The organism is Gimesia benthica (genome assembly GCF_009720525.1).
Lineage (GTDB): Bacteria > Planctomycetota > Planctomycetia > Planctomycetales > Planctomycetaceae > Gimesia > Gimesia benthica.
In genome coordinates this window covers 7,836,849-7,858,824 of record NZ_CP043930.1, presented here as the reverse complement: position 1 = coordinate 7,858,824, position 21,976 = coordinate 7,836,849, and the positions used below count along the sequence as shown (strand labels likewise).

1 protein-coding gene is annotated in these 21,976 nt (G+C 53.7%); it reads left to right on the top strand.

Features of this window, described 5'->3' with window-relative positions:
* Window positions 1–414 precede the first annotated feature (414 nt).
* Complete coding sequence (locus tag F1728_RS30520; protein WP_155367169.1) at window positions 415–21,900, top strand: cadherin domain-containing protein; 21,486 nt, start codon at window positions 415–417, stop codon at window positions 21,898–21,900.
* Window positions 21,901–21,976 lie beyond the last annotated feature (76 nt).

The window sequence follows — 21,976 nt, the reverse complement described above, 5'->3', positions numbered from 1 at the left end:
CGAACAACGTTCGTATTTTATCAGTTCCTATACGTAGGAAGATTAGTCCGGTTAAGGCACGCTGATCAATCATGACTGGAGTCGCGGTTCAGATAACATGATTAAAACGGCTGTATTACTTATGAAGACAGCAGCTTTCCATTTTTGACAGATGTTTCTGCTCCGTTAAAAATGATTGACATACCTTTTAGTGAGCAAAGATAATGTGGGGAGTTTTTCTGCAATACCACAGACCTGATCGCAGGTGCACATGTCGGCCAGGGGTAACGTGGTTTTCGCAGAAATGCAGGGCCGGTGTGCGTAAAACGCTCCCTGTTTGTGTTCCCCTCTACTGTATTGCCTCTTGAATGGTATTCGCGAACTCATGCCATTAATTTTCTGTGCATTACAAGGAACTCGAAGGAGCATCTCAACGTGCGATTTTTAGAATGGCTGAATCGATGCCTCGGCAAGACTCCTCCTGCCCCCAATCTCGAGTTCAATTCGCTCCGCGCCGACAGTCACGCAGGACTGGAACTGGTGCGTCTGGAAGAACGTATCGTTTTGAACGTAGATGCTGGCCTCTCAGGTGCTGCCAGCGATGTTCTACAGATTAACCTTGATGCTGCCAACGATGAAGCGACCGTCTCCGTCGTTGATGGCGGCGCCACGATTCAGGTCGACGATGGCCTGGGCCTGCCCGACAGCATCATGCAGTTTGATGCCACCCAAATTAACTCCATTCTCGTTACGGGCGTCGATACATCACAGTCAATTCAATTCCTGGGCCAGAATGACCTGATTATCCCCGACTCCCTGGATCTGACCGGTTTTACCGGCGATGTGAAAATCGGCATTGAAATCCAGGTTGGAACCGCTGGTGCTCCTGACTTCAGTACCCAGTCTACGGTCACCTACCAGGGACAGTACGACCGGGTCGGAGACCAGTTGAATGTCTTATTGCAGAATCAAATCGGCGCTGATGATTCGTTTGCCGTGCAAATCAATGGCAATGACGTCGAGCTTCTCGATCGAAACAACGCGAATGCCCTGCTGTTTTCCACTTCCCTGTCCGGATTGAATTCGATCCAGATCCAGGGAGCCGATGGTGAGACCGATCTGCTCGCACTCAATTACGGCGATGCACAGCTGACTCAGCTTTCAATCTCTTTTGACGGTGGTCTGGGAGGCAACGACGCGCTCGAATTCTTCGGGGGCACCTTTGATACCGTTACTCACAATCTGACAGGTCCGGGTGCTGGTGCCGTCGATTTCAGCGGAAATGCGATCACGGAAATCAGCTATACCGGTCTGGAACCGGTGTTTGGCGGAAGTAACACGGCCAACAACATCGTCATCAACCTGCCCACTGCCACGACCGATGCGATCCTGGAAAATGCCGCTCTGCCGGGAGAAATGCAGATTCGCAGCCTGAGCAGCAGCTTCGAACTGACTACCTTCGCTTCTCCTGCAGACTCCCTGCAAATCACCACTGCCGGTGGTGCGTCGATTGTTGAACTCAATTCCTATGACGCCAGCTTTGCCCCCACCGATCTGATTCTGTCTGGTCAGGCTGGTGACACCTATCAACTCGCCGGTAGTGACCTGCTCGACGACAGTGTCGCGCTGACTCTTTCCGGTGGCGCCACACTCGATCTGGGCAGCTTCGATGAAACCGTCGCACAGTTCACACTGGAAGATGGTACCGTCATCGCAACCGGGGGCGTCTTGATGTCCCAGTCCGATCTGGATCTCCGCTCCGGCAGTGTGAAAGCTCAATTGAACGGGAACAACCTCATCAAGAACGGTTCGGGAACTGTCATCCTGGATGCGTTAAATGGCTACACCGGGTCGACCACTGTCAATGACGGTACCCTGCAACTGGCCCAGTCAGCTGCGATTCCCAATACATCCAGCATCGATCTGACGTCTGCAACCAGCGTGCTGGATCTGAACGGGTTCTCTGTCTCACTCACGTCGCTGACCGGAACGGGGAGTGTGCTGCTGGGAGGTCCTGCCGGTTCGCTGACACTGAATCAGGCGATTTCGACCTCAGCCACGTTTGCTGGAGACATCTCCGGTGACGGAAGCCTGACGATCGCTGGTGCGGGGGAAGTCATTCTTTCCGGAAGCAGCTCGTTTACGGGTGCCACCAACGTGCAGGACGGCGTTCTCAAAGTTGAGGGGACCCTGGCGACATCGGAAGTGATCGTCGCGACCGGCGCCACCCTGGGTGGTTCCGGCAGCATCTCAGCGCCCGTGACCATCAATGCCGATGCAGCTCTGGCACCGGGTTCCAGTCCCGGAGTTCTCAGTACGGGCGACCTGACACTCGACGCAGATGCGGATCTCAATATTGAAATCAACGGAACTAATGCTGGATCAGAGTACGACCAGATCCAGGTGACCGGTGAAGTCGATCTGACCGGAGCAACACTGAATATCAGCAGTTCTTTCACGGCCGCCGCCGGTGACCAGTTCCTGCTGATTGACAATGATGATGTCGATGCAGTCACAGGTAATTTCGCCGGACTGGCCGAAGGGACCTTATTCAATTTCAACGGCAACCAGGTCTATATCACTTATCAGGGCGGAGATGGCAACGATGTTGTGTTGACGGTCAATTCACCGCCGTCAGCAGGTGATCAGAGCTTTTCCGTTGATGAAAATACAGCGAATACGACATCTGTGGGAACAATCGTCGCTGCTGACCCAAACGTACCGCCAGGAAGCCTGACTTTCAGCCTGACGGGCGGATCGGGGCTAACCGCCTTTAACGTCAGTGCAGACGGCGAGATTACGGTTGCCGATGTCAATCAGCTGGATTATGAAACAACGACTTCGTTTGGACTTGAGATTCTGGTTACCGATGATACCGGGGCGACCGACACGGCAACAATTACGATTAATCTCAATCCGGTCAACGACAATACTCCGATTGTGAACAATCAGCTTTTGAGTGTCGATGAAAACACGGTCAATGGCACCAACGTTGGAGCAGCAATCCCTGCCAGTGATGACGACTTGCCGAATGACAGTCTGACTTTCTCTAAAACCGGCGGGACAGGAGCGACTGCTTTTGATATTTCTTCTAGCGGTCAAGTCACAGTCGCTGATCAGAGTCTGCTTGACTACGAAACCACGACCTCTTTCGACCTGGATATCCTGGTCACTGATGGAGCCGGTGCAACCGATACGGCAACAATCACGATTAATCTCAATCCAGTTAATGACAATGCTCCAGTCGTACTCAATCAGATCAGGAGTATCGACGAGAACTCAACCAATGGAACTTCTGTCGGCGCTGTAATCGTTGCTTCAGATGATGATCTGCCAAATGACACGTTGACATTTACAGAAGTCGGTGGCAGTGGCGCTGCAGCGTTTGACATTTCTCCCAGTGGTCAGATTGTCGTTGCTGACCAGAGCCTGCTCGACTACGAAACAACAACGTCCTTCACTCTGGACATTCTGGTGTCGGATGGTGCGAATGCAACCGATACGGCGACGGTGACTATCAATCTGAATCCGCTGAATGACAATGTTCCGGTCATCGCCAACCAGACGCGCGAAGTCGATGAGAACGCAGCCAACGGCACATTGGTCGGCGCGGTGATAGTTGCCAGCGATGCTGATCAACCGGGAGACACACTGACCTTTACCGAAGCGGGAGGTACAGGTTCTGCCGCGTTTGATATTACCTCTACGGGGCAGATCATTGTTGCTGATCAGAGTCTGCTCAACTTCGAAACCAATTCCAGTTACACACTGGACGTGATTGTCGATGACAACGCGGGTTCGACCGCCACCGCGACTGTGACGATCAACCTGAATGACCTCGTGGAAAGCATGGTTGTGACTGCCGGCGACTGGTCCAGCAATGACATTACGATCATTCGGGACGGCAGTCAGTTGCGCATCCTGGAAACGGGCACTTCCAACGAGATCGTGCCTTCACATGAGTTCGATAAAGTCTCCAGTATTATCATCACCGGAAATGGATCCGATAATACCGTGCGGCTGGATATGAGCGTCGACACCATTCTGCCACCGAGCGGCATCAGCATTAATGGTGCGGGTGGATCGAATACGCTGGTCAGTGCCGACCAGACGACCGACTGGCTCATCAATGGTTTGAATTCCGGCAGCCTGCTCTCCGGCGCCGTCAGTTTCAGCAACGTGGAGAATCTGACAGGTAACGCGGGGGCCGACACGTTCACCTTCCAGGATGGCGGACAGCTTACCGGTACCCTCAGCGGGGGTGACGGAACGGACCACATTGACTTCTCTGCTGTGACCAGTGCTGTGACTGTCGATCTGCAAACCAGCAGTGCCTCGGGCGTGAATCTGTTTAATACGATCGAAAACCTCAGTGGTGATGACACACAGGATACCATCAGTGGACTGAGTGCAGGCACCACTTACCTGATCAATGGTGTCAACCAGGGATCGGTCTCCGGGATTGACTTTGATGGTTTCAATCACCTGGCTGGATCGACAGGCAGCGACACATTCCAGTTCAGCGGTAGTGGCCAGATCACAGGCAGCATCGATGGCCTGGGCGGCGGTGACATCCTGGACTATTCAGCGTCCACATTCAGTCTCGATCTCGCTCTGTCAGCAGCAGGATCAACGGATGGCTTTACAGGGGTGGAAGCTTCCACGGTAGCTGATTTTGATAATATCGACACGATTCAGGGGAGCAGTAATACTGATGCCCTGGCAGGGATCAATGCGTCTGCAGTCTGGTCGCTGGATGGCACGAATAAGTACACAGCATCAAACACGCTGAACTTCAGTGATTTTGAGAATCTGACCGGAGGAACCGACGTTGATGAGTTCAACATCAGCGGCAGTCAGTCTTTGAATCTCTCAGGTAATTCCGGAAACGATGTCTTCGCTTTTGCCGATGGCGCAACCCTGACGGGAACAATTGACGGTCAGGCGGGTGCCGACCAGATCGATTTCAGTGCCCTGACCTCTTCGATTGACGTGATTCTGACGGCCAACGGAACCTTTGACGGGTTCCAGGGAACCGAGGCGTCGATCAGTGGCGGGTTTGACAATATCAACAACATCGCAGCAGGATCAGGAGCTGCCGACAAACTGACCGGACAGAACGCGGCCGCTACATGGTCGATTCAGCCGGCGAGCGTCTACGGCAGCGGGACTTCCCTGTCCTTCTCCAGTTTTGAAACCCTCCAGGGGGGCAATGATGTTGACCAGTTCAACATCAACGGTTCGCATACGCTCGACCTGCTGGGTGGTCAGGGCGCGGATGTCTTCCGCTTCAGTAATAATGGATCCACGCTGAATGGAACCATCGATGGTGAAGACGGCGAAGATCATTTGAACCTCGACACCTATTCTTCCGATTTGAACGTCACGCTCAGCGCACTCGGGGGAATTGACGGCTTCGATGGCAGTGAATCTACCAAGTCCGTCAGCTTCGCGAATATCGACGTCCTCACCGGGGGCAGCGGCAGTAACACTCTGACGGGTATCGACAGCGCCGCCACCTGGACACTGAACGGCGTCAACACTTATAACAGCACCAACACACTGACCTTCAGTAACTTTGTGAACCTGACCGGTGGCAGTGCCGCCGACAGTTTCCAGGTCACACCGAATGCGGAAGCCTTTAACATTGTCGGCGGTGACCCAATCAGTAACCCGCTGGGTGATGAACTTCACGTGGATACTTCTGCAGCCGGAACGGCAGTCGTCTCAAACAATGGGGACGGCTCAGGATCGGTTACCGGCAGCTTCCCCACCGTGACTTACAGTGAAATTGAAAACTTCACGATTACGGGTGCCGTCGACATTGAACTGCAGGGAACTGCAAACGCTGATGACATTGAAATTCTGGTCAACGGTTCGGACATCGAATACCGTCTGGGTGGAACATTGATCGGCACCAGTGCTCTTTCAGGTACGACTTCAATCACAGTGAAAGGCGGGGATGGCGATGACAGTCTGACCATCGATGCTGCTCTCGCTGCGGCCGGGATCACTGTCGATTACGATGGCGAAGGCCAGGACTCGACCAGTCCGGGGGATGTGCTGAACCTGCTGGGGACGACCACTTCTGTTGAGTATTTCTTTGTTGACAGCAACTCCGGTTCGATCCGCATTGATGGTGCAGGCACTGATTTCATCACCTACAGCGGCCTGGAACCGATCACCTCAACGATCAACACGACCAACGTGACCCTGAATTACAGTGCGGTCGCGGAAATCATTACGATCAGCGATGCCGGCGGTGGGCAGACCACCGTCACTTCGACAGCCGGCGAACTGCTGACGTTTACCAACCCGGATGGCCTGCTGACGATCAATACAGGCAACGGCGCCGACCAGATCGAACTGAATTCACTGGCTAGCGATTATACCGCTTCACTGACGATCAACGGAGAAGGTGCAGCAGACACCCTGAACGTTAATGGCAGTCTGACTTTCGACGCCGGGAAAAACGTGGAACTGAATGTCGAGTCGATTACCGTTGCCAATGGTACGGTGATGACCGCAGCCAGTATCGCCTTCAACGCTGACACTGTTGACCTGGATGGTGACCTCGTCGCAGCGACTGTCTCCGGTGATGCTGCAACCGTGAATGTACTGGGATCAGCCGGAGATGCCGATATCCAGGATGCCGTCGATGTGGCAGGTACCGGTGGTATCATCAACATTGCCGCCGGTATCTATCATACAACGGGCACACTGGAAATTGATGAATCGGTCTCACTGATCGGAGCCGGTAAAGACGTTGTCGAAATCCGCAAGGCGGGAGCCCCGACGAATACTTTTGACATCGCCGTGAATATCAGTGCGAACAACGTTTCTATCTCGGGTGCCCAGTTGGGCTGGGAGACGCACACCTCGGCCACTGATTATCGAGGCTATGTGGTTTACACGAATGCAGACAATACTACATTGAACAATCTGCTTTTCGGTGATAACTATCGTAGTGCCGTCGTCTTTGAGGGAGCGAATAACCTGGAGGTCTCCGACTCCATATTCGAAGGAAATTACGGCCGCGCCGCGATCCGTGACGGGGACGGAGGCAGCGGTGAAAACTTCCTGATTACGAGGAATGAATTCCGTGAAAACCATTTCCGCTGGGGACCCATCGCGATTGGACCACAGGGGACCTTCGGTGATCCCAACAACCATGCCTTCAGTGGTGAGATCTCCTTTAACTACTTCGGCAATGGTCTCGAAGCGGGTGCTTTCCAGGAAGCGGGCGACCAGAACTATACGGTCACGATCACCAACCGGGGAATGACGGCCGACGGAATCGACATCAATCACAATACATTCGACTGGCAGGATTCCTCCACGACGAACTCAAACGGGATCTATGCACAGCCCGGGGGAATCTATTTCGATCCATCTCTCGCGGTACCAGCGAATTCGGTGAATATCACCAACAATATTTTCAATGGTTTCAGCTACGAAGGACCACAGCCTTCCGCTACGATTCCCGCCTGGGATCCGACGGGCGGCGTCTTCGGCGGTGCCCTGGAATTTGACGGCGTCGATGATTTCGGCCTCTTCCAGTCGGCGAACTTCGATGTAGGAGAATCCGGCACTCTCAGCTTCTGGGTGAACATGGATGACCAGGGACGCCGCAACCAGTTCTTTGAAGGTCCGAATAACGGGGGCATGGAGTTCCAGTACCGCACGAACGGTGGTGGTCAGTTCTTCGGCAGCCCTAATCGTAATGACGGAAACGGCAATACCTACATCATTCAAAATGGTGGTGCGGGCGGGACGACCGGAGTCTGGCAGAACATCCAGTACACCTGGGATTTCAATGGCGGTGTCAATCCGGAAATGCACCTCTACATCAATGGTGCCGAGGTCGGTTATCTGAGTGGAACATACGATTCCAATCTTGCCCAGTGGACTGCGACTGTAAGTACCATCAATGAAATGATGAACGTCGGACGCGACCCGGGTGACAGTAGCCGCTTCTTTGACGGCAAGATGGACGATGTGGGCTGGTTTGATCAGGCACTCGGACAGACTGATCTGGATACAATTCGTACGACCGGCGTCAGTGCCCTGTCCGGAGATGCACGCCTGGTTGCTCACTGGGATTTCGATCAGAGTTCAGGAGACATCGCGGTTGACAATGTGAGCGGCATTCAGATGTATCTGGTCACTGATGGGATTGTGCCTTTTGGACCTGAATTCCAGGAAACGGCAGGTGTCTTTGGTGGTGCCCTCGAATTTGACGGCATCGACGATTTCGCCACCTTCCAGGATGCCTCATTCGATGTGGGTCGGAAAGGGACGTTGAACTTCTGGGTCAAGATGGATGATGTCGGGAAACGAAACCAGTTCTTCGAAGGCCCCGATAACGGGGGGCTCGAGTTCCAGTATCGAACCAACAGTGGTGGTCAGTTCTATGGCCGCACGCAGGACGGCGGAGATTACACGATCCAGGCGGGAGGCCAGTCGGTCAACGGCGGCGTCTGGACCAACATCCAATATACGTGGGATGCCGATACCGGGGAGATGCATATCTACATCAACGGTTCGGAACAACCTTATCTCTCCTCGTTCGATGAGAACCTCTCCGGCTTTGACAGCACTCATTTTACTGACACGGTCAATGGTTTAATGAATGTCGGCCAGGACCCGGGGAGCGGACGCTTCTTTGATGGTCTGATGGATGATATCGGCTGGTTTAATGATGTGCTGGACTCTACCGATCGTACAACGATCATGAACACAGGCGTTTCCAGTATGACCGGCGACTCGCGTCTGGTCGCGCACTGGAACCTGGATGATCCTTCGGGTACCGAAATCGTTTCCGGCGACAGTGGAACTAATATCACACTGTACCTGCAGGCGAATCCTCCCCTGCCACCGATTGAAGGTTTTGGTGTTATTGCACCTCTGAATGCAAATGTGACTTACAACGCCTTTAACGGGAATGACCTCGATTCGAACGTGCCCCTCGATTCGACCAATACGTTTGGCGACCCGCTGTTTGCGTATGCCAACGATCCCAATTATATCCCTACCGATTCTCTGGCAACACAATACGTTGTCGGCTTTGGTTCCTCGGCCGCCTATGGTTCCTCGGAGTTCGCGGCAGATACAAACACCAGCATACCTCACATTGGAGCCTTCCAGAACCTGCCTACTGTTTATCCAGGAATCTACGGATCTGGTGATATTGTCGTCTACGGAACGGGGGAAGACGATCAACTGGTATTGACGCTGACCGGCGAAGACACTGCCACCTTTGTGTTAACACGCGACTTCGGCGGTCCGAATGAACTGGTCCTGGCCAGTGTGTCAATCACTGACATTACCTCAATCACCTTCAACGGCCTGGGCGGTGACGATGTCTTGATTGTCAATCAGCCCGACAACCTGTTCTTCAATCCCACCGATGGCATCACCTTCAATGGGGGCACCCAGAACAACGATGGTAACTCGCTGGGAATCGCTGGCATTCTGGGGGATACGCTGGTACTCAATCACAGTGTATCTCTTGAAGCGGATTCGGTTGGTTATGTCTTTACGCCGGATAACGTGCCTGCGGAAGGGGAAGATGGCATCATCACCATTTCCGACAGCAGCATGACGGATGGTTCGACAACGATTGCCTTCACCGGCCTGGAGCCCATTCTGGATAATCTGCTGGTGGCTGATCGAGAGTTTGACTTTACTGATGCTGATGAAACGATATCTCTGTCCGATAACGGCCTGGCAGGGGACAATTATTTATTCATCGATTCCACTCTCAGTGAATCAGTGGAGTTCCTGAATCCGACCGGTTCTATCACGATTCGCACCAGTAGCGTAGGGGCTTCTGCAGGAGTCGATACAATCGAGGTCAACACTCTGGACAGCCTGTTTAATGCAGATCTGACAATCCTGGCTGGAGCCGACGATCCGGTCATCTTCCAGAGTGATGTTGATCTGGGCACTGGTAATCTCTTCGTGACTGCCGAAAGTGTGAATATCCTGGCAAATATTAATGCCGCTTCTGTCGAAATCAGTTCGTCGGGTGCAACTGGAACACCGTTCAACGGCGGTACCATCACAACAACCGGATCCCAACTCTACCATGACGCGGTCAACTTTGTCACAGATACAACCCTGATCAGTTCCGGGGGAGGCGATATTCAATTCGATGGAACCATCGACGGTGCGATTGATCTGGAAATTCAAACCTCGGGTTCAACGATCTTTAATGGCGCCATCGGCAGCAATACCGCTCTGAACAGTCTGACAACAGACGCCGGAGGCACTACGCAGATCAATGGTGGCAGCATCAACGCCACCGGAAACCTGATCTTCAATGATGACGTAGAACTGGGAGAAAATACGATTCTCACCAGCACTGGCAGCGGGGTCATCACTTTCAATCAGCGGTTAAACGGCACATATACGCTGGAACTTAACACGGATGGCGACACAACCTTCAATGGGACCGTGGGTGACACCAACGAACTGGCCAGCCTGACCACGGATGCTAACGGGACGACATTTATCAACGGGGGCAGCATTTCCACCGAAGGCGGTCAGCTATTCAACGATGCCGTGCTGTTGGGGGCCAATACGGTTCTGTCCAGTTCAGCCTCGGGATCTGTCAATTTCAAATCGACGTTGAACGGTGCCCACACACTCAACATTAACACTGCCGGATCTACGATCTTTGATGACCAGGTCGGTAATTCGGCTGCCCTGACGAGTCTGACCACCGATGCCAGTGGCTCGACCCAGATCAACGGTGGAAGTATCGAGACCACCGGTGATCAGATCTTCCATGACCAGGTCGTACTGGGTGCCAACACGATTTTGACCAGCACAAGCAGTGGTGATTTAACCTTCAACAATACCCTCAACGGAAGCTTTACACTCAATCTGAATACCGATGGAAATACGACATTCAATGGAACCGTGGGGAACAACGACGCGTTAACAAGCCTGACGACCGATGCCAACGGAACAACTAACATCAATGGAGGCAGTATTGCGACCACGGGTGGGCAGTTCTATAACGACATGGTCCAACTGGGTGCAAATACCGTTCTGTCCAGTTCAGCCAGCGGGACGATCCAGTTTGTTGAGACTCTCAACGGAGCCTACACCCTCAACGTCAATACCGACGGCACAACGATCTTTGATAACCAGGTCGGCAACTCCGCAGCCCTGACCAGCCTGACCACAAATGCAAATGGTACCACTCAGATTAATGGCGGCAGCATCAACACGACTGGTGATCAAATCTTTAACGATGATGTCGAGCTGGGAGCGAATACGGTCCTCACCAGCACCGGCAGCGGAGCGATCACCTTCAATCAGCGGTTGAATGGCACGTATACGCTGGAACTGAATACTGACGGCAACACAACCTTCAATGGCACCGTGGGAGACACTAACGAACTCCTCAGCCTGACGACGGACGCCAACGGAACAACTTCCATCAACGGCGGGAGCATTGAGACCACATTTGAGCAGATATTCAATGACGCTGTAGAGCTGGGAGCAAACACAATGCTCACCAGCAGCACGAGTGGTGCCTTGACCTTTCATGAGTCGTTAAACGGTCCCTGGTCATTAAACCTGAATACAGCAGGCACGACCACATTCAACAGCCTGGTTGGTAACACAGCAGCGCTGGCGAGCCTGACAACTAACGCCGGCGGCACTACAGAGATTAATGGCGGAAGTATTAAAACGACCGGTGATCAGATTTTCAATGACGATGTTGAACTGGGAGCAAACACTGTCCTCACCAGTACCAGCAATGGAGCGCTTACGTTTGATCAGACACTGAATGGTGCATTTACACTGGAATTGAATACCACTGGCGTGACGACTTTCAATGGCACTGTGGGTAACACTAATGAACTGACAAGTCTGACCACCGATGCCGACGGCACGACCAACATCAACGGAGGCAGTGTTGCGACCTCAGGTGGACAGTTCTATAACGACATGGTTCAACTGGGAGCAAACACGGTTCTCTCCAGTTCAGCCAGCGGAACAATCCAGTTTGCTAAGACTCTGAACGGGGCTTATACCCTCAACGTCAATACCGACGGCACGACCAGGTTTGATGACCAGGTTGGTAACTCCGCCGCATTGATCAGCCTGACCACAAATACAAACGGAACAACACAGATCAATGGCGGCAGTATCAACACGACTGGCGACCAGATTTTAAATGATGATGTCGAGCTGGGGGCGAATACAGTCCTTACCAGTACAGGTAGTGGAGCGATCACCTTCAACCAGCGGTTGAATGGTACGCACACGCTGGAACTGAATACGAATGGAGACACCACATTTAACGGGACCGTGGGTGATACAAACGAACTCGTCAGCCTGACGACGGACGCCAACGGAACGACATTTATCAACGGGGGCAGCATTGCCACCGAAGGCGGTCAGCTATTCAACGATGCCGTACTCTTGGGGGCCAATACGATTCTCTCCAGTTCAGCCTCGGGTTCGATTAATTTCAAATCGACGTTGAACGGTGCCCACACACTCAACATTAACACTGCCGGAGCCACGATTTTTGATGATCAGGTCGGTAATTCGGCTGCCCTGACGAGCCTGACCACCGATGCCAGTGGTTCGACCCAGATCAACGGTGGAAGTATCGAGACCACCGGTGATCAGATCTTCCATGACCAGGTAGAGCTGGGCGACAACACGATTTTGACCAGCACAAGCAGTGGTGATTTAACCTTCAATAATACCCTCAACGGTAGCTTTACACTCAATCTGAATACCGATGGAAATACGACATTCAATGGAACCGTAGGGAACAACGACGCGTTAACAAGCCTGACGACCGATGCCAACGGAACAACCAACATCAATGGAGGCAGTGTTGCGACCACGGGTGGGCAGTTCTATAACGACATGGTTCAACTGGGAGCAAATACCGTTCTGTCCAGTTCAGCCAGCGGGACGATCCAGTTTGTTGAGACTCTCAACGGAGCCTACACCCTCAACGTCAATACCGACGGCACAACGATCTTTGATAACCAGGTCGGCAACTCCGCAGCCCTGACCAGCCTGACCACAAATGCAAATGGTACCACTCAGATTAATGGCGGCAGCATCAACACGACTGGCGACCAGATCTTTAACGACGATGTCGAGCTGGGAGCGAATACGGTCCTCACCAGCACCGGCAGCGGAGCGATCACCTTCAATCAGCGGGTGAATGGCACGTTTACGCTGCAACTGAATACTGATGGCAACACGACCTTCAATGGCACCGTGGGTGACACCAACGAACTTGTCAGCCTGACGACGGACGCCAACGGAACGACTTACATCAACGGCGGGAGTATTGAGACCACATTTGAGCAGATTTTTAATGACGCTGTAGAGCTGGGAGCAAACACAATACTTACCAGCAGCACGAGTGGTGCCCTCACTTTTCAGGAGTCACTCAACGGCCCCTGGTCCTTAAACCTGAACACAACAGGCACGACCACATTCAACAGCCTGGTTGGTAACACAGTAGCGCTGGCGAGCCTGACAACTAACGCCGGCGGCACTACAGAGATTAATGGCGGAAGTATTGAAACGACCGGCGATCAGATTTTCAATGACGATGTTGAACTGGGCGCGAACACTGTCCTCACCAGTACCAGCAACGGAGCGCTTACGTTCGATCAAACATTGAATGGTGCATTTACACTGGTATTAAATACCGCTGGCGTGACGACTTTCAATGGCACTGTGGGCAATACCGATGAGCTGACAAGTCTGACCACCGATGCCGACGGCACGACCAACATCAACGGAGGCAGTGTTGCAACCTCAGGTGGACAGTTCTATAACGACATGGTTCAACTGGGAGCAAATACGGTTCTCTCCAGTTCCTCCAGCGGGACAATCCAGTTTGCTAAGACTCTGAACGGGGCTTATACCCTCAATGTCAATACAGACGGCACAACGATATTTGATGACCAGGTTGGTAACTCCGCCGCATTGATCAGCCTGACTACAAATACAAACGGAACAACACAGATCAATGGTGGAAGCATTGAGACCACCGGTAATCAGATCTTTAATGATGATGTCGAGCTGGGGGCGAATACAGTCCTTACCAGTACTGGCAGTGGAGCGATCACCTTCAATCAGCGTGTGAATGGTACGCGTACGCTGGAACTGAATACGGATGGCGACACAACCTTCAATGGGACCGTGGGTGATACAAACGAACTCGTCAGCCTGACGACGGATGCTAACGGGACGACGTTTATCAACGGGGGCAGCATTGCCACCGAAGGCGGTCAGCTATTCAACGATGCCGTGCTGTTGGGGGCCAATACGGTTCTGTCCAGTTCAGTCTCGGGATCTGTCAATTTCAAATCGACGTTGAACGGTGCCCACACACTCAACATTAACACTGCCGGAGCCACGATTTTTGATGACCAGGTCGGCAATTCCGCTGCCCTGACGAGCCTGACGACCGATGTGGATGGCACGACGGAAGTCAACGGTGGCACAATCACCACGACCGGCGGACAGACCTTCCACGACATTGTCTCGCTGGGAGCATCCGTGGTATTCACCTCAACTACCGTGGACGACATCACCTTCGACCAGACACTGACTGGTGGAAACGGGATTACAATCCAGATCAGTTCTACTGAAGATGTCATCTTGAAAGATGCTGTGAGCACCGATGGGGCTGTTACGGTAACCGCGGATTCCGACATCTCCGGTACCGGCAATGTGACAATGGTATCCGGGTCCAGCCTGGATGCCGGTACGGGAACGATCGACATTGATGGTGCGAACGTGCTGACGCGTTCGCTGACCACCACCAACGGAACCGCGAGTGCAATCACCATCGATGCCCATAACGGGAATGTGGTCACTCGAGATAATGGCGTGAACGCCTTGGGCGATATCACAGTTAACGCCACCGGCAGTATCACCCTGGAAGACAATGGAGTGAATACCGGTGAAGGTGGCAGCGTGAATGTACAGGCTGACGGGGATGTCATCTCGACAGGCAGCGGAATCGACACCACCAATGGTGCTGCTGCGGGAGGGAACATTGCTGTTACTTCCACCGCCGGCCAGGTCGATCTTTCCAATGGCTCTCTGCTCACCGGAGACGGAGGCAGTATTACCGTCAATGCGGTTACCGGATTCACCACACTGAATACCAGCCTCGATACAACGGCTGGCACCGGTGGAGGTTCCGTGGAAGCAAATGTTTCGAACGGAACGATGTCGATCACCGGTGGCGCTTCGACAGTCAATGGTGCCGGTTCTATTCTGCTGACGGCTAAAGGAACAACCTCCGATATTCAGCTGGACACAAACCTGACCAGCGCTGACGGCAGTATTACGCTGCTGGCGGACAATGATATCACCCTGTCGGCGACAACCAGCATTCTCAGTCAGGCGAGCGGAAGTATTACCCTGACCGCTGACAATGACGGTTCGAACGTTGGCAGTATCACCATGGCTTCCGGCAGCCGGGTCGAATCACAGGGGGGACAGATTCAAATCTCCGCTGCGGGGGACATCGCTCTCTCCGGTATTACCACGACTGGTGGCCGCGTCGATATTACTTCGACCCTGGGGGCAATCACAGACAACGACAGCACAGGCGTCAACAACGTGACCGCCAGCCAGCTCGTTCTGAATTCGAATCTGAGTATTGGCCAGCTTGCGGATGCGATCGACACTGCGATTGCCTTCCTCGAAGCAGATGCGGGAACGGGGGGCCTCTTCCTGGACAACACGGGAGCCCTGACGATTGGAGGTATCACTGCCCAGGATGGTCTGGACGCGGATCTGGACATTGTAATTCATAACACGGGTACGCTGAATGTTACGGAAACCATGCAGTCAGCCACCGGTTCTATCACCCTGGATGCGACAGACACTCTGACTGTCGACCTCGCGACGACCATCAGCACACTGGGAACCGGTGCAATTCTGCTGACATCGAACCGGAATATCAAACTAAACAGTGGCAGCAACCTGAAAACGGTCAACGGCGGTATTACACTGCTGGCCAATGACGGGGGCTTGACCGCAGGCGATTTCATCGGTGTCGAGGCAGATAATGCGACGATCTCGACTACCGGAACAGGTAACATTCTGATTACCGGCTTCGGCGGAGCGGATGTCGTGACCAGTGATCATCATGGGGTCTTCCTGCATTCCGGAACGACCGTTTCGTCCTCAGCCAGCGGAATCGATGCCGGCACGATCACCATCAATGGAACCGCGGGAGAGGGAATCAACGACAATCATGGCGTCATGATTGATGGTGCAGGCACGAATATCACGTCAACCGATGGCGCGATTGGAATCACTGGAACCACGGATTATGGTACCGGTTTTGTGCTCTCCGACCAGGCAAAGATTGTCTCGAATGGTGCGGGTGTTAATGCAGCGGACATCACCATTCTGGGAACAACGACTGCAGACCGGGACGGGGTTCAGATTACCAGCCTGATTCAATCGACGGCAGGAGCCATTTCCATCACCGGTGAATCAACGGGCGGTGGAACAACTTCACAGGGAACACTGATCGCGACGACCAACGGTATCGTGATCAATGAAAACGGCCAGATCACGATCAACGGCACTTCGAACGGTGACGACGGAATTGAGATTTCGAATGACGCAGTGGTTTCGGCCTCGGGCACCGGGAATATCGAACTGCTGGGCGAATCGACGGGCTCCGGCAGCGGAATTCACCTGGATGCCACACTGAAAAGTAATACCGGAACGGTCACCCTGACTGCAGAAGATGACCTGCTGCTGGGTAGTGTCGCTCTGATCGATTCAACCTCCGGCACCGTGACTCTCACCGCAGACAATGCATCGGGCAGTAACGGCAATCCGATTACGATGACAGACGGATCACTGATTGATGCAGGCACGGGAACCATTAACCTGACTGCAGACGGGGACGTGCTTCTGGCTGGCCTGCTGACCACGGGCACGGTCAATATTGATTCCCTGTCGGCTGCGATCAGCGATAATGGCGACAGCCATGCAGACATCGTCGCTTCCACTGCCGTTCTGAACGCCGTAACTGGCATTGGTGATGGAAATCCGCTGGAAACAGAGATCAGCACACTTTCCGCGACCGTCTCGGGAGTCGGCAATCTGCTGATTGACAATGGGATCGCCGTCGAGTTACTGGACCTGTCGACATTTGACGGTGCGATCACCGTGAATAATACGGCGAGTCTTACGGCAACTTCGGTCGTTTCACAGAACAACTCGAACAGCGACGATAACGACATCACTCTCAATGCCACCGGAACCAACAGCGACATTCTGGTCACCACCATCACGGCGACCGGTCTGGCGGACGTCATGCTGACTGCTGATGACGGCATTCTCGACACCAACGGGGCCGACTCGAACCGGATCACCGCCGATGACTTGAACATGTCATCCAGCAGTGCCGGTGGTACGCAGGACGGGATTGACGTGGATACGGACGTCAACAGCGTGACGGCTGACGTGAACACCAACGCCGGAGGCCTTCGCATCGACGAAGTGGACGGTATCACGTTGACGCAACTGACGACGTTCGACGGTTTCATCATCGTCAACGCTGCCGGGACCATTGAAGTGCTGGATGTTACTTCCACGAACAACTCATCTTCCGACTTGAACAATGGCATCACTCTGACGGCAACCGGAGTCGACAGCGATATTCTGGTGACGTCTCTGACCGCTGAGAATACGGCTGATATCACATTGAACGCCGACCGGGACGTACTCGACTCAGACAGCACCGACAGTCAACTGACCAGTGGTGACCTGCTGACGATTGTCGCTGGCCGCAACATTGGAGGTATTACGAATGTCTTCACTGCAGCTGGCTTTGATCCCCTGCAGACCAGCGTGGGCCACCTGGACCTGACCAGTGGTGACCAGATCGTGATTGACAACACGGGTACTACGCCGGAACTGATCAATCTGGATGCGGGCACAGGCACCGCGGGCACGACTTATGTCAGAGCGACCGGCGGGGCTCTGGATGCTTCCACGACCACCGGTATCAGCAACACCCAGGATACCATCAGCTTTATTTCCGATGTTTCCATCACTGTTCCGACTGGTCTGCAGACTGCAAATCTGCGGCTGGACGCACCGGATATTATCGACGCTGGTGGGGGAGCAATCGACGTTAATGCGGTAAACTCGATCCTGTTCAAATCAGGTTCCGCAGAGACTGTGAATATCACCGCACAGCAGTTCGACGGTACTGTGCTCGGATCTGATTTCGTCATCAACAACGACTCCCCTGCCCTGGAACTGGTTGACCTCAATGAAGACAACCTGAGCCTGACCGGGGGAACGGACACCAACATTTCGTTGAGTTCTGCCGGTAGTATCACTGTCAGCGACCTGGTACAGACACTGGGAACCGGTACTCTGTTCCTGGAAACGACGAATACCGACGCCGATCTGATTCTGAATCATAGTCTGCTGAGTGATACCGGCTCGGTCACGATTTCAACGGCCAACGATATCCTCTTCAACGGGACGACGAATCTGACCAGCACGTCGGGGGCCGTGAGCCTGACCGCCGATGCAGACAATGGAGCGGGAGGCCTGTTTGGTGGCATCACCATGGCCGATGGAACATTCATCAATGCCGGGGATGGGGCAGTCAGCCTGGTTGCCAGCGATGATATTGTCCTCAGCCAGATCATCACGGCCAACAACACCAGTTCTGCGATTCTGATCGATACCGACTCCAGCCTGGTAGATGCCGGCGACAGCACGGGAGAAGATCTGATCGCCAATGAGTCGGGAGCCCGGGTCACGATTATCGCGTCCCTGGGTGCCGGCAAAGTGGCCGATCTGAACGGCCATCTGGAAACTCACATCGATCAGATCAATGTCACCAACCAGACAGCGGGCGAAATCCGGATTATCGAGACGGATGACCTGATTGTGCACGACCTGATCCAGTCCACAGCGGGAGATATTGAAGTCTTCACAACAGGAAACATCCTGCTCAACGGCTTGATCGAAACGATTTCTGACAATGTGCTGCTCGATTCCAAGGCAGCGATCATCGACCAGAACGATGGTGTACCGGGTGAACTCAATATTCATGCCACCAGTCTGGATATGAATGCGGTTACAGGGATCGGCACAGGTGACACACTTGAGATGAGTGTCGATACCTTCTCAGCAGATTCGACCAATGGCGACGTCCTGCTGCACAACACCGCGACAACGGGTGTGACTGCAACCAGCATTACTACCGGCACCGGCAACATCAATCTGGAACAGGTCGGTAATGAGTCCCTGGCCATCGATCTGGCAACAACCGTCGACGGTTCGATTACGGTCGCCAATACGGGAGACGCCCAGAGTGATACGTTGACGCTGACCTCAATGTCAGCCGGAGGCGCTACACCGGCCATTGATGTTTCCACGCTGAACTTCGGTAACATTCTACTCGGTGATCTTGTCGCCCTGGAGGGATCGATCGCCGTCACCTCCGCTGGTGAGATCAATGACGCGGTTGACGACCAGGGTGCTCCGGAAGTCGATCTGAATGCGGCATCGGGTTCAATCACTCTGGAAGCGGTCAACGGAATTGGTAATACAGATCCGATCGAGGTCTCTGCTGGAACCTTATCAGTCAACAGTAACACTGGCGATCTGGACCTGCACCACGTGTCTTCGGCCGCGACCGGATCAGTGAGGGTCACGAAACTGACAACGGGGACCGGTGACATCAACTACGAACAGACGGGACAAGAGTCTGCGTCCTTTGAAGAGATCTCTACCACGGATTCTGATATTACCGTGAAAGCGGATGGTTCCCTGTTGTTCGAAAATCCCGGCGTTCTGCTGAATGTTGTTGAAACGGATGGTATCGGTACCATTGAAGTCACAGCAACAGGCGTCAATTCCTCGGTTGAAATCAACGATGGCTTCAGCACGGCTGGTGGAACGATTGACCTGACCGCACAGCACAGTCTGAATTTTGGCAGTGAGGGCGATTTGAGTTCCTCAGATGGGAAAATCATGCTGCTGGCCGATTCCGCTTCTGTCGGGACCGGAGGTGGCGGTATTACCATGTCAGATGGAACCGTCTTTGACGCCGGGTTGGGGATTGTCGATCTCCAGGCCGGGGATTCGATCACCGTTGGCCAGTTGATGACGACCACTCTGACCCGCCTGACTACCACAGACGGCGGGCTTGTGGACGCCGGTGATGCCGGTGGCCGCGACATCATCGCGGATGAACTGGTGATCCGCAGCGCGACCGGCGCTGGCTCTGCGAATGCTCTGGAAACGGCAGTCTCCCTACTGGCTGCACACAATACCGATTCCGGTCATGTTCAGATTCATAATGATCTGGGAGGCGCACTTCTGACGATTGGAACTGTCGATGGACTGGCGGGGATCACTCATTCGGGAAGCGTTGCCGGAGACATCTTCGTCTCGAACGCCAGCCCCCTGACAGTCGACTCCCCGGTCACCAACGGTTCGGGTGGTAACATCGGCCTGGAATCGACTGGGCCCGGAGATTTAACCCTGAATGCCTCTGTGCGTGCTTTTGGCGGCAACGGGAATATCGATCTCCAGGCAGGCTTTGGATTCCTGGCCATCAACGATACAGGGGTCGCTTCCGATCACAGTGTCGCGGGATCCGGGGTCTTCTCGGGACACGGGGACAGTGGTGTCTTGATTGATGCCAACATGACAATGAATTCAGAAACGGGTGCAATTGCCGGTCTGCCTCCTGATCTGCGGAATATTCTGACACCACAGATTCAGCCCACAGGTCTGGCGACGGTCACTGGTGATTTCGGACGCTTTACCGAACAGAACTTCTTTATCACCATCGACTGGGGTGATGGAACAGTGGAGACGTTCAACTTCTCCGATCCTGGTTCGTTCGTATTTGAGCATACCTATACCGCCAACCCGGATGCGGGAAACCCTGCCGCTGATATTCCGATCCTGGTGACCATGCAGGGGGATAAGCAGTTTACCTTCTCTGATGGGAACGGTACTCTCGATTTCACCAGCGAAGCCGACGTTCTGGAAACGCCTGGTGAGGGCCTGGCGACAGTCGCCATCGATACGACTCCCCAGGTACCACAGCTGATCTTCCCACAACAGGAAGTGATCCTGGATGCTTCTTCGCTCCAGCAGACCGTGTTCAGCATGCGGGAAACTCAATTGCTGGAAACGGCGATCAATGAAGCCAATCGGAATGCAGAACGTCTGGTCTTCCTGCGGATCCTGGCTCCTAACGGCGATGTGATTGAGGATGTGCCGCTGCAGGAATCTGACCTGGATAACCTGCCGAAACTGTTCAGCACACTGCCTGACGGCCGCTACCAGATTTATCTGAAGGAAGCGGGTGAAGAGCGGGTACGTCTGCTGATGGATGTCGATATCCGAAACGGGAAAGCCAGCGATGTCACCGAGGAACAGTCCAATCCTCCCACCAGTTCAGAGCAGCAGCCCTCGACGAATAACACGATCAATTCCCAACTTGAAAACCAGGAGCAGCGGACGTTGTCCTTCAGCGACCTGGAACAATTGACTACTATCGTCATGGCGGACGCGGGTGAAGCAGACCTTTCCGACCGGATTGACCTGCTCCTGCAGATCCTGATTGATGAAACCTCAGACTGGCAACCTCTCCTGACGCCTGGATCTGACGTAGAATATGTACAGGAACAGCCGCCCCTCCCCTCACCTGCTGAAGCGACGGCACAACTCGAAACCAGTGAAAAAGCCTGGGGCAGTGCCGCTTTACTTTCCGGTTATTTCCACGGTCGATCATTATTCCGCAAGCCGGTGACGCAGAACGAATGCGAATCCGCGATGGAAAAATATGGCAGCCGTCTGCTGAATCGGCGATATAAACTGAATCGCAGGCAGAAATAACTGATATAATCGAGCCACCGAACTCGTGCAAATAACCGTAAGAATAGAAACAGACCAACGCTCAAACAGAACTGAG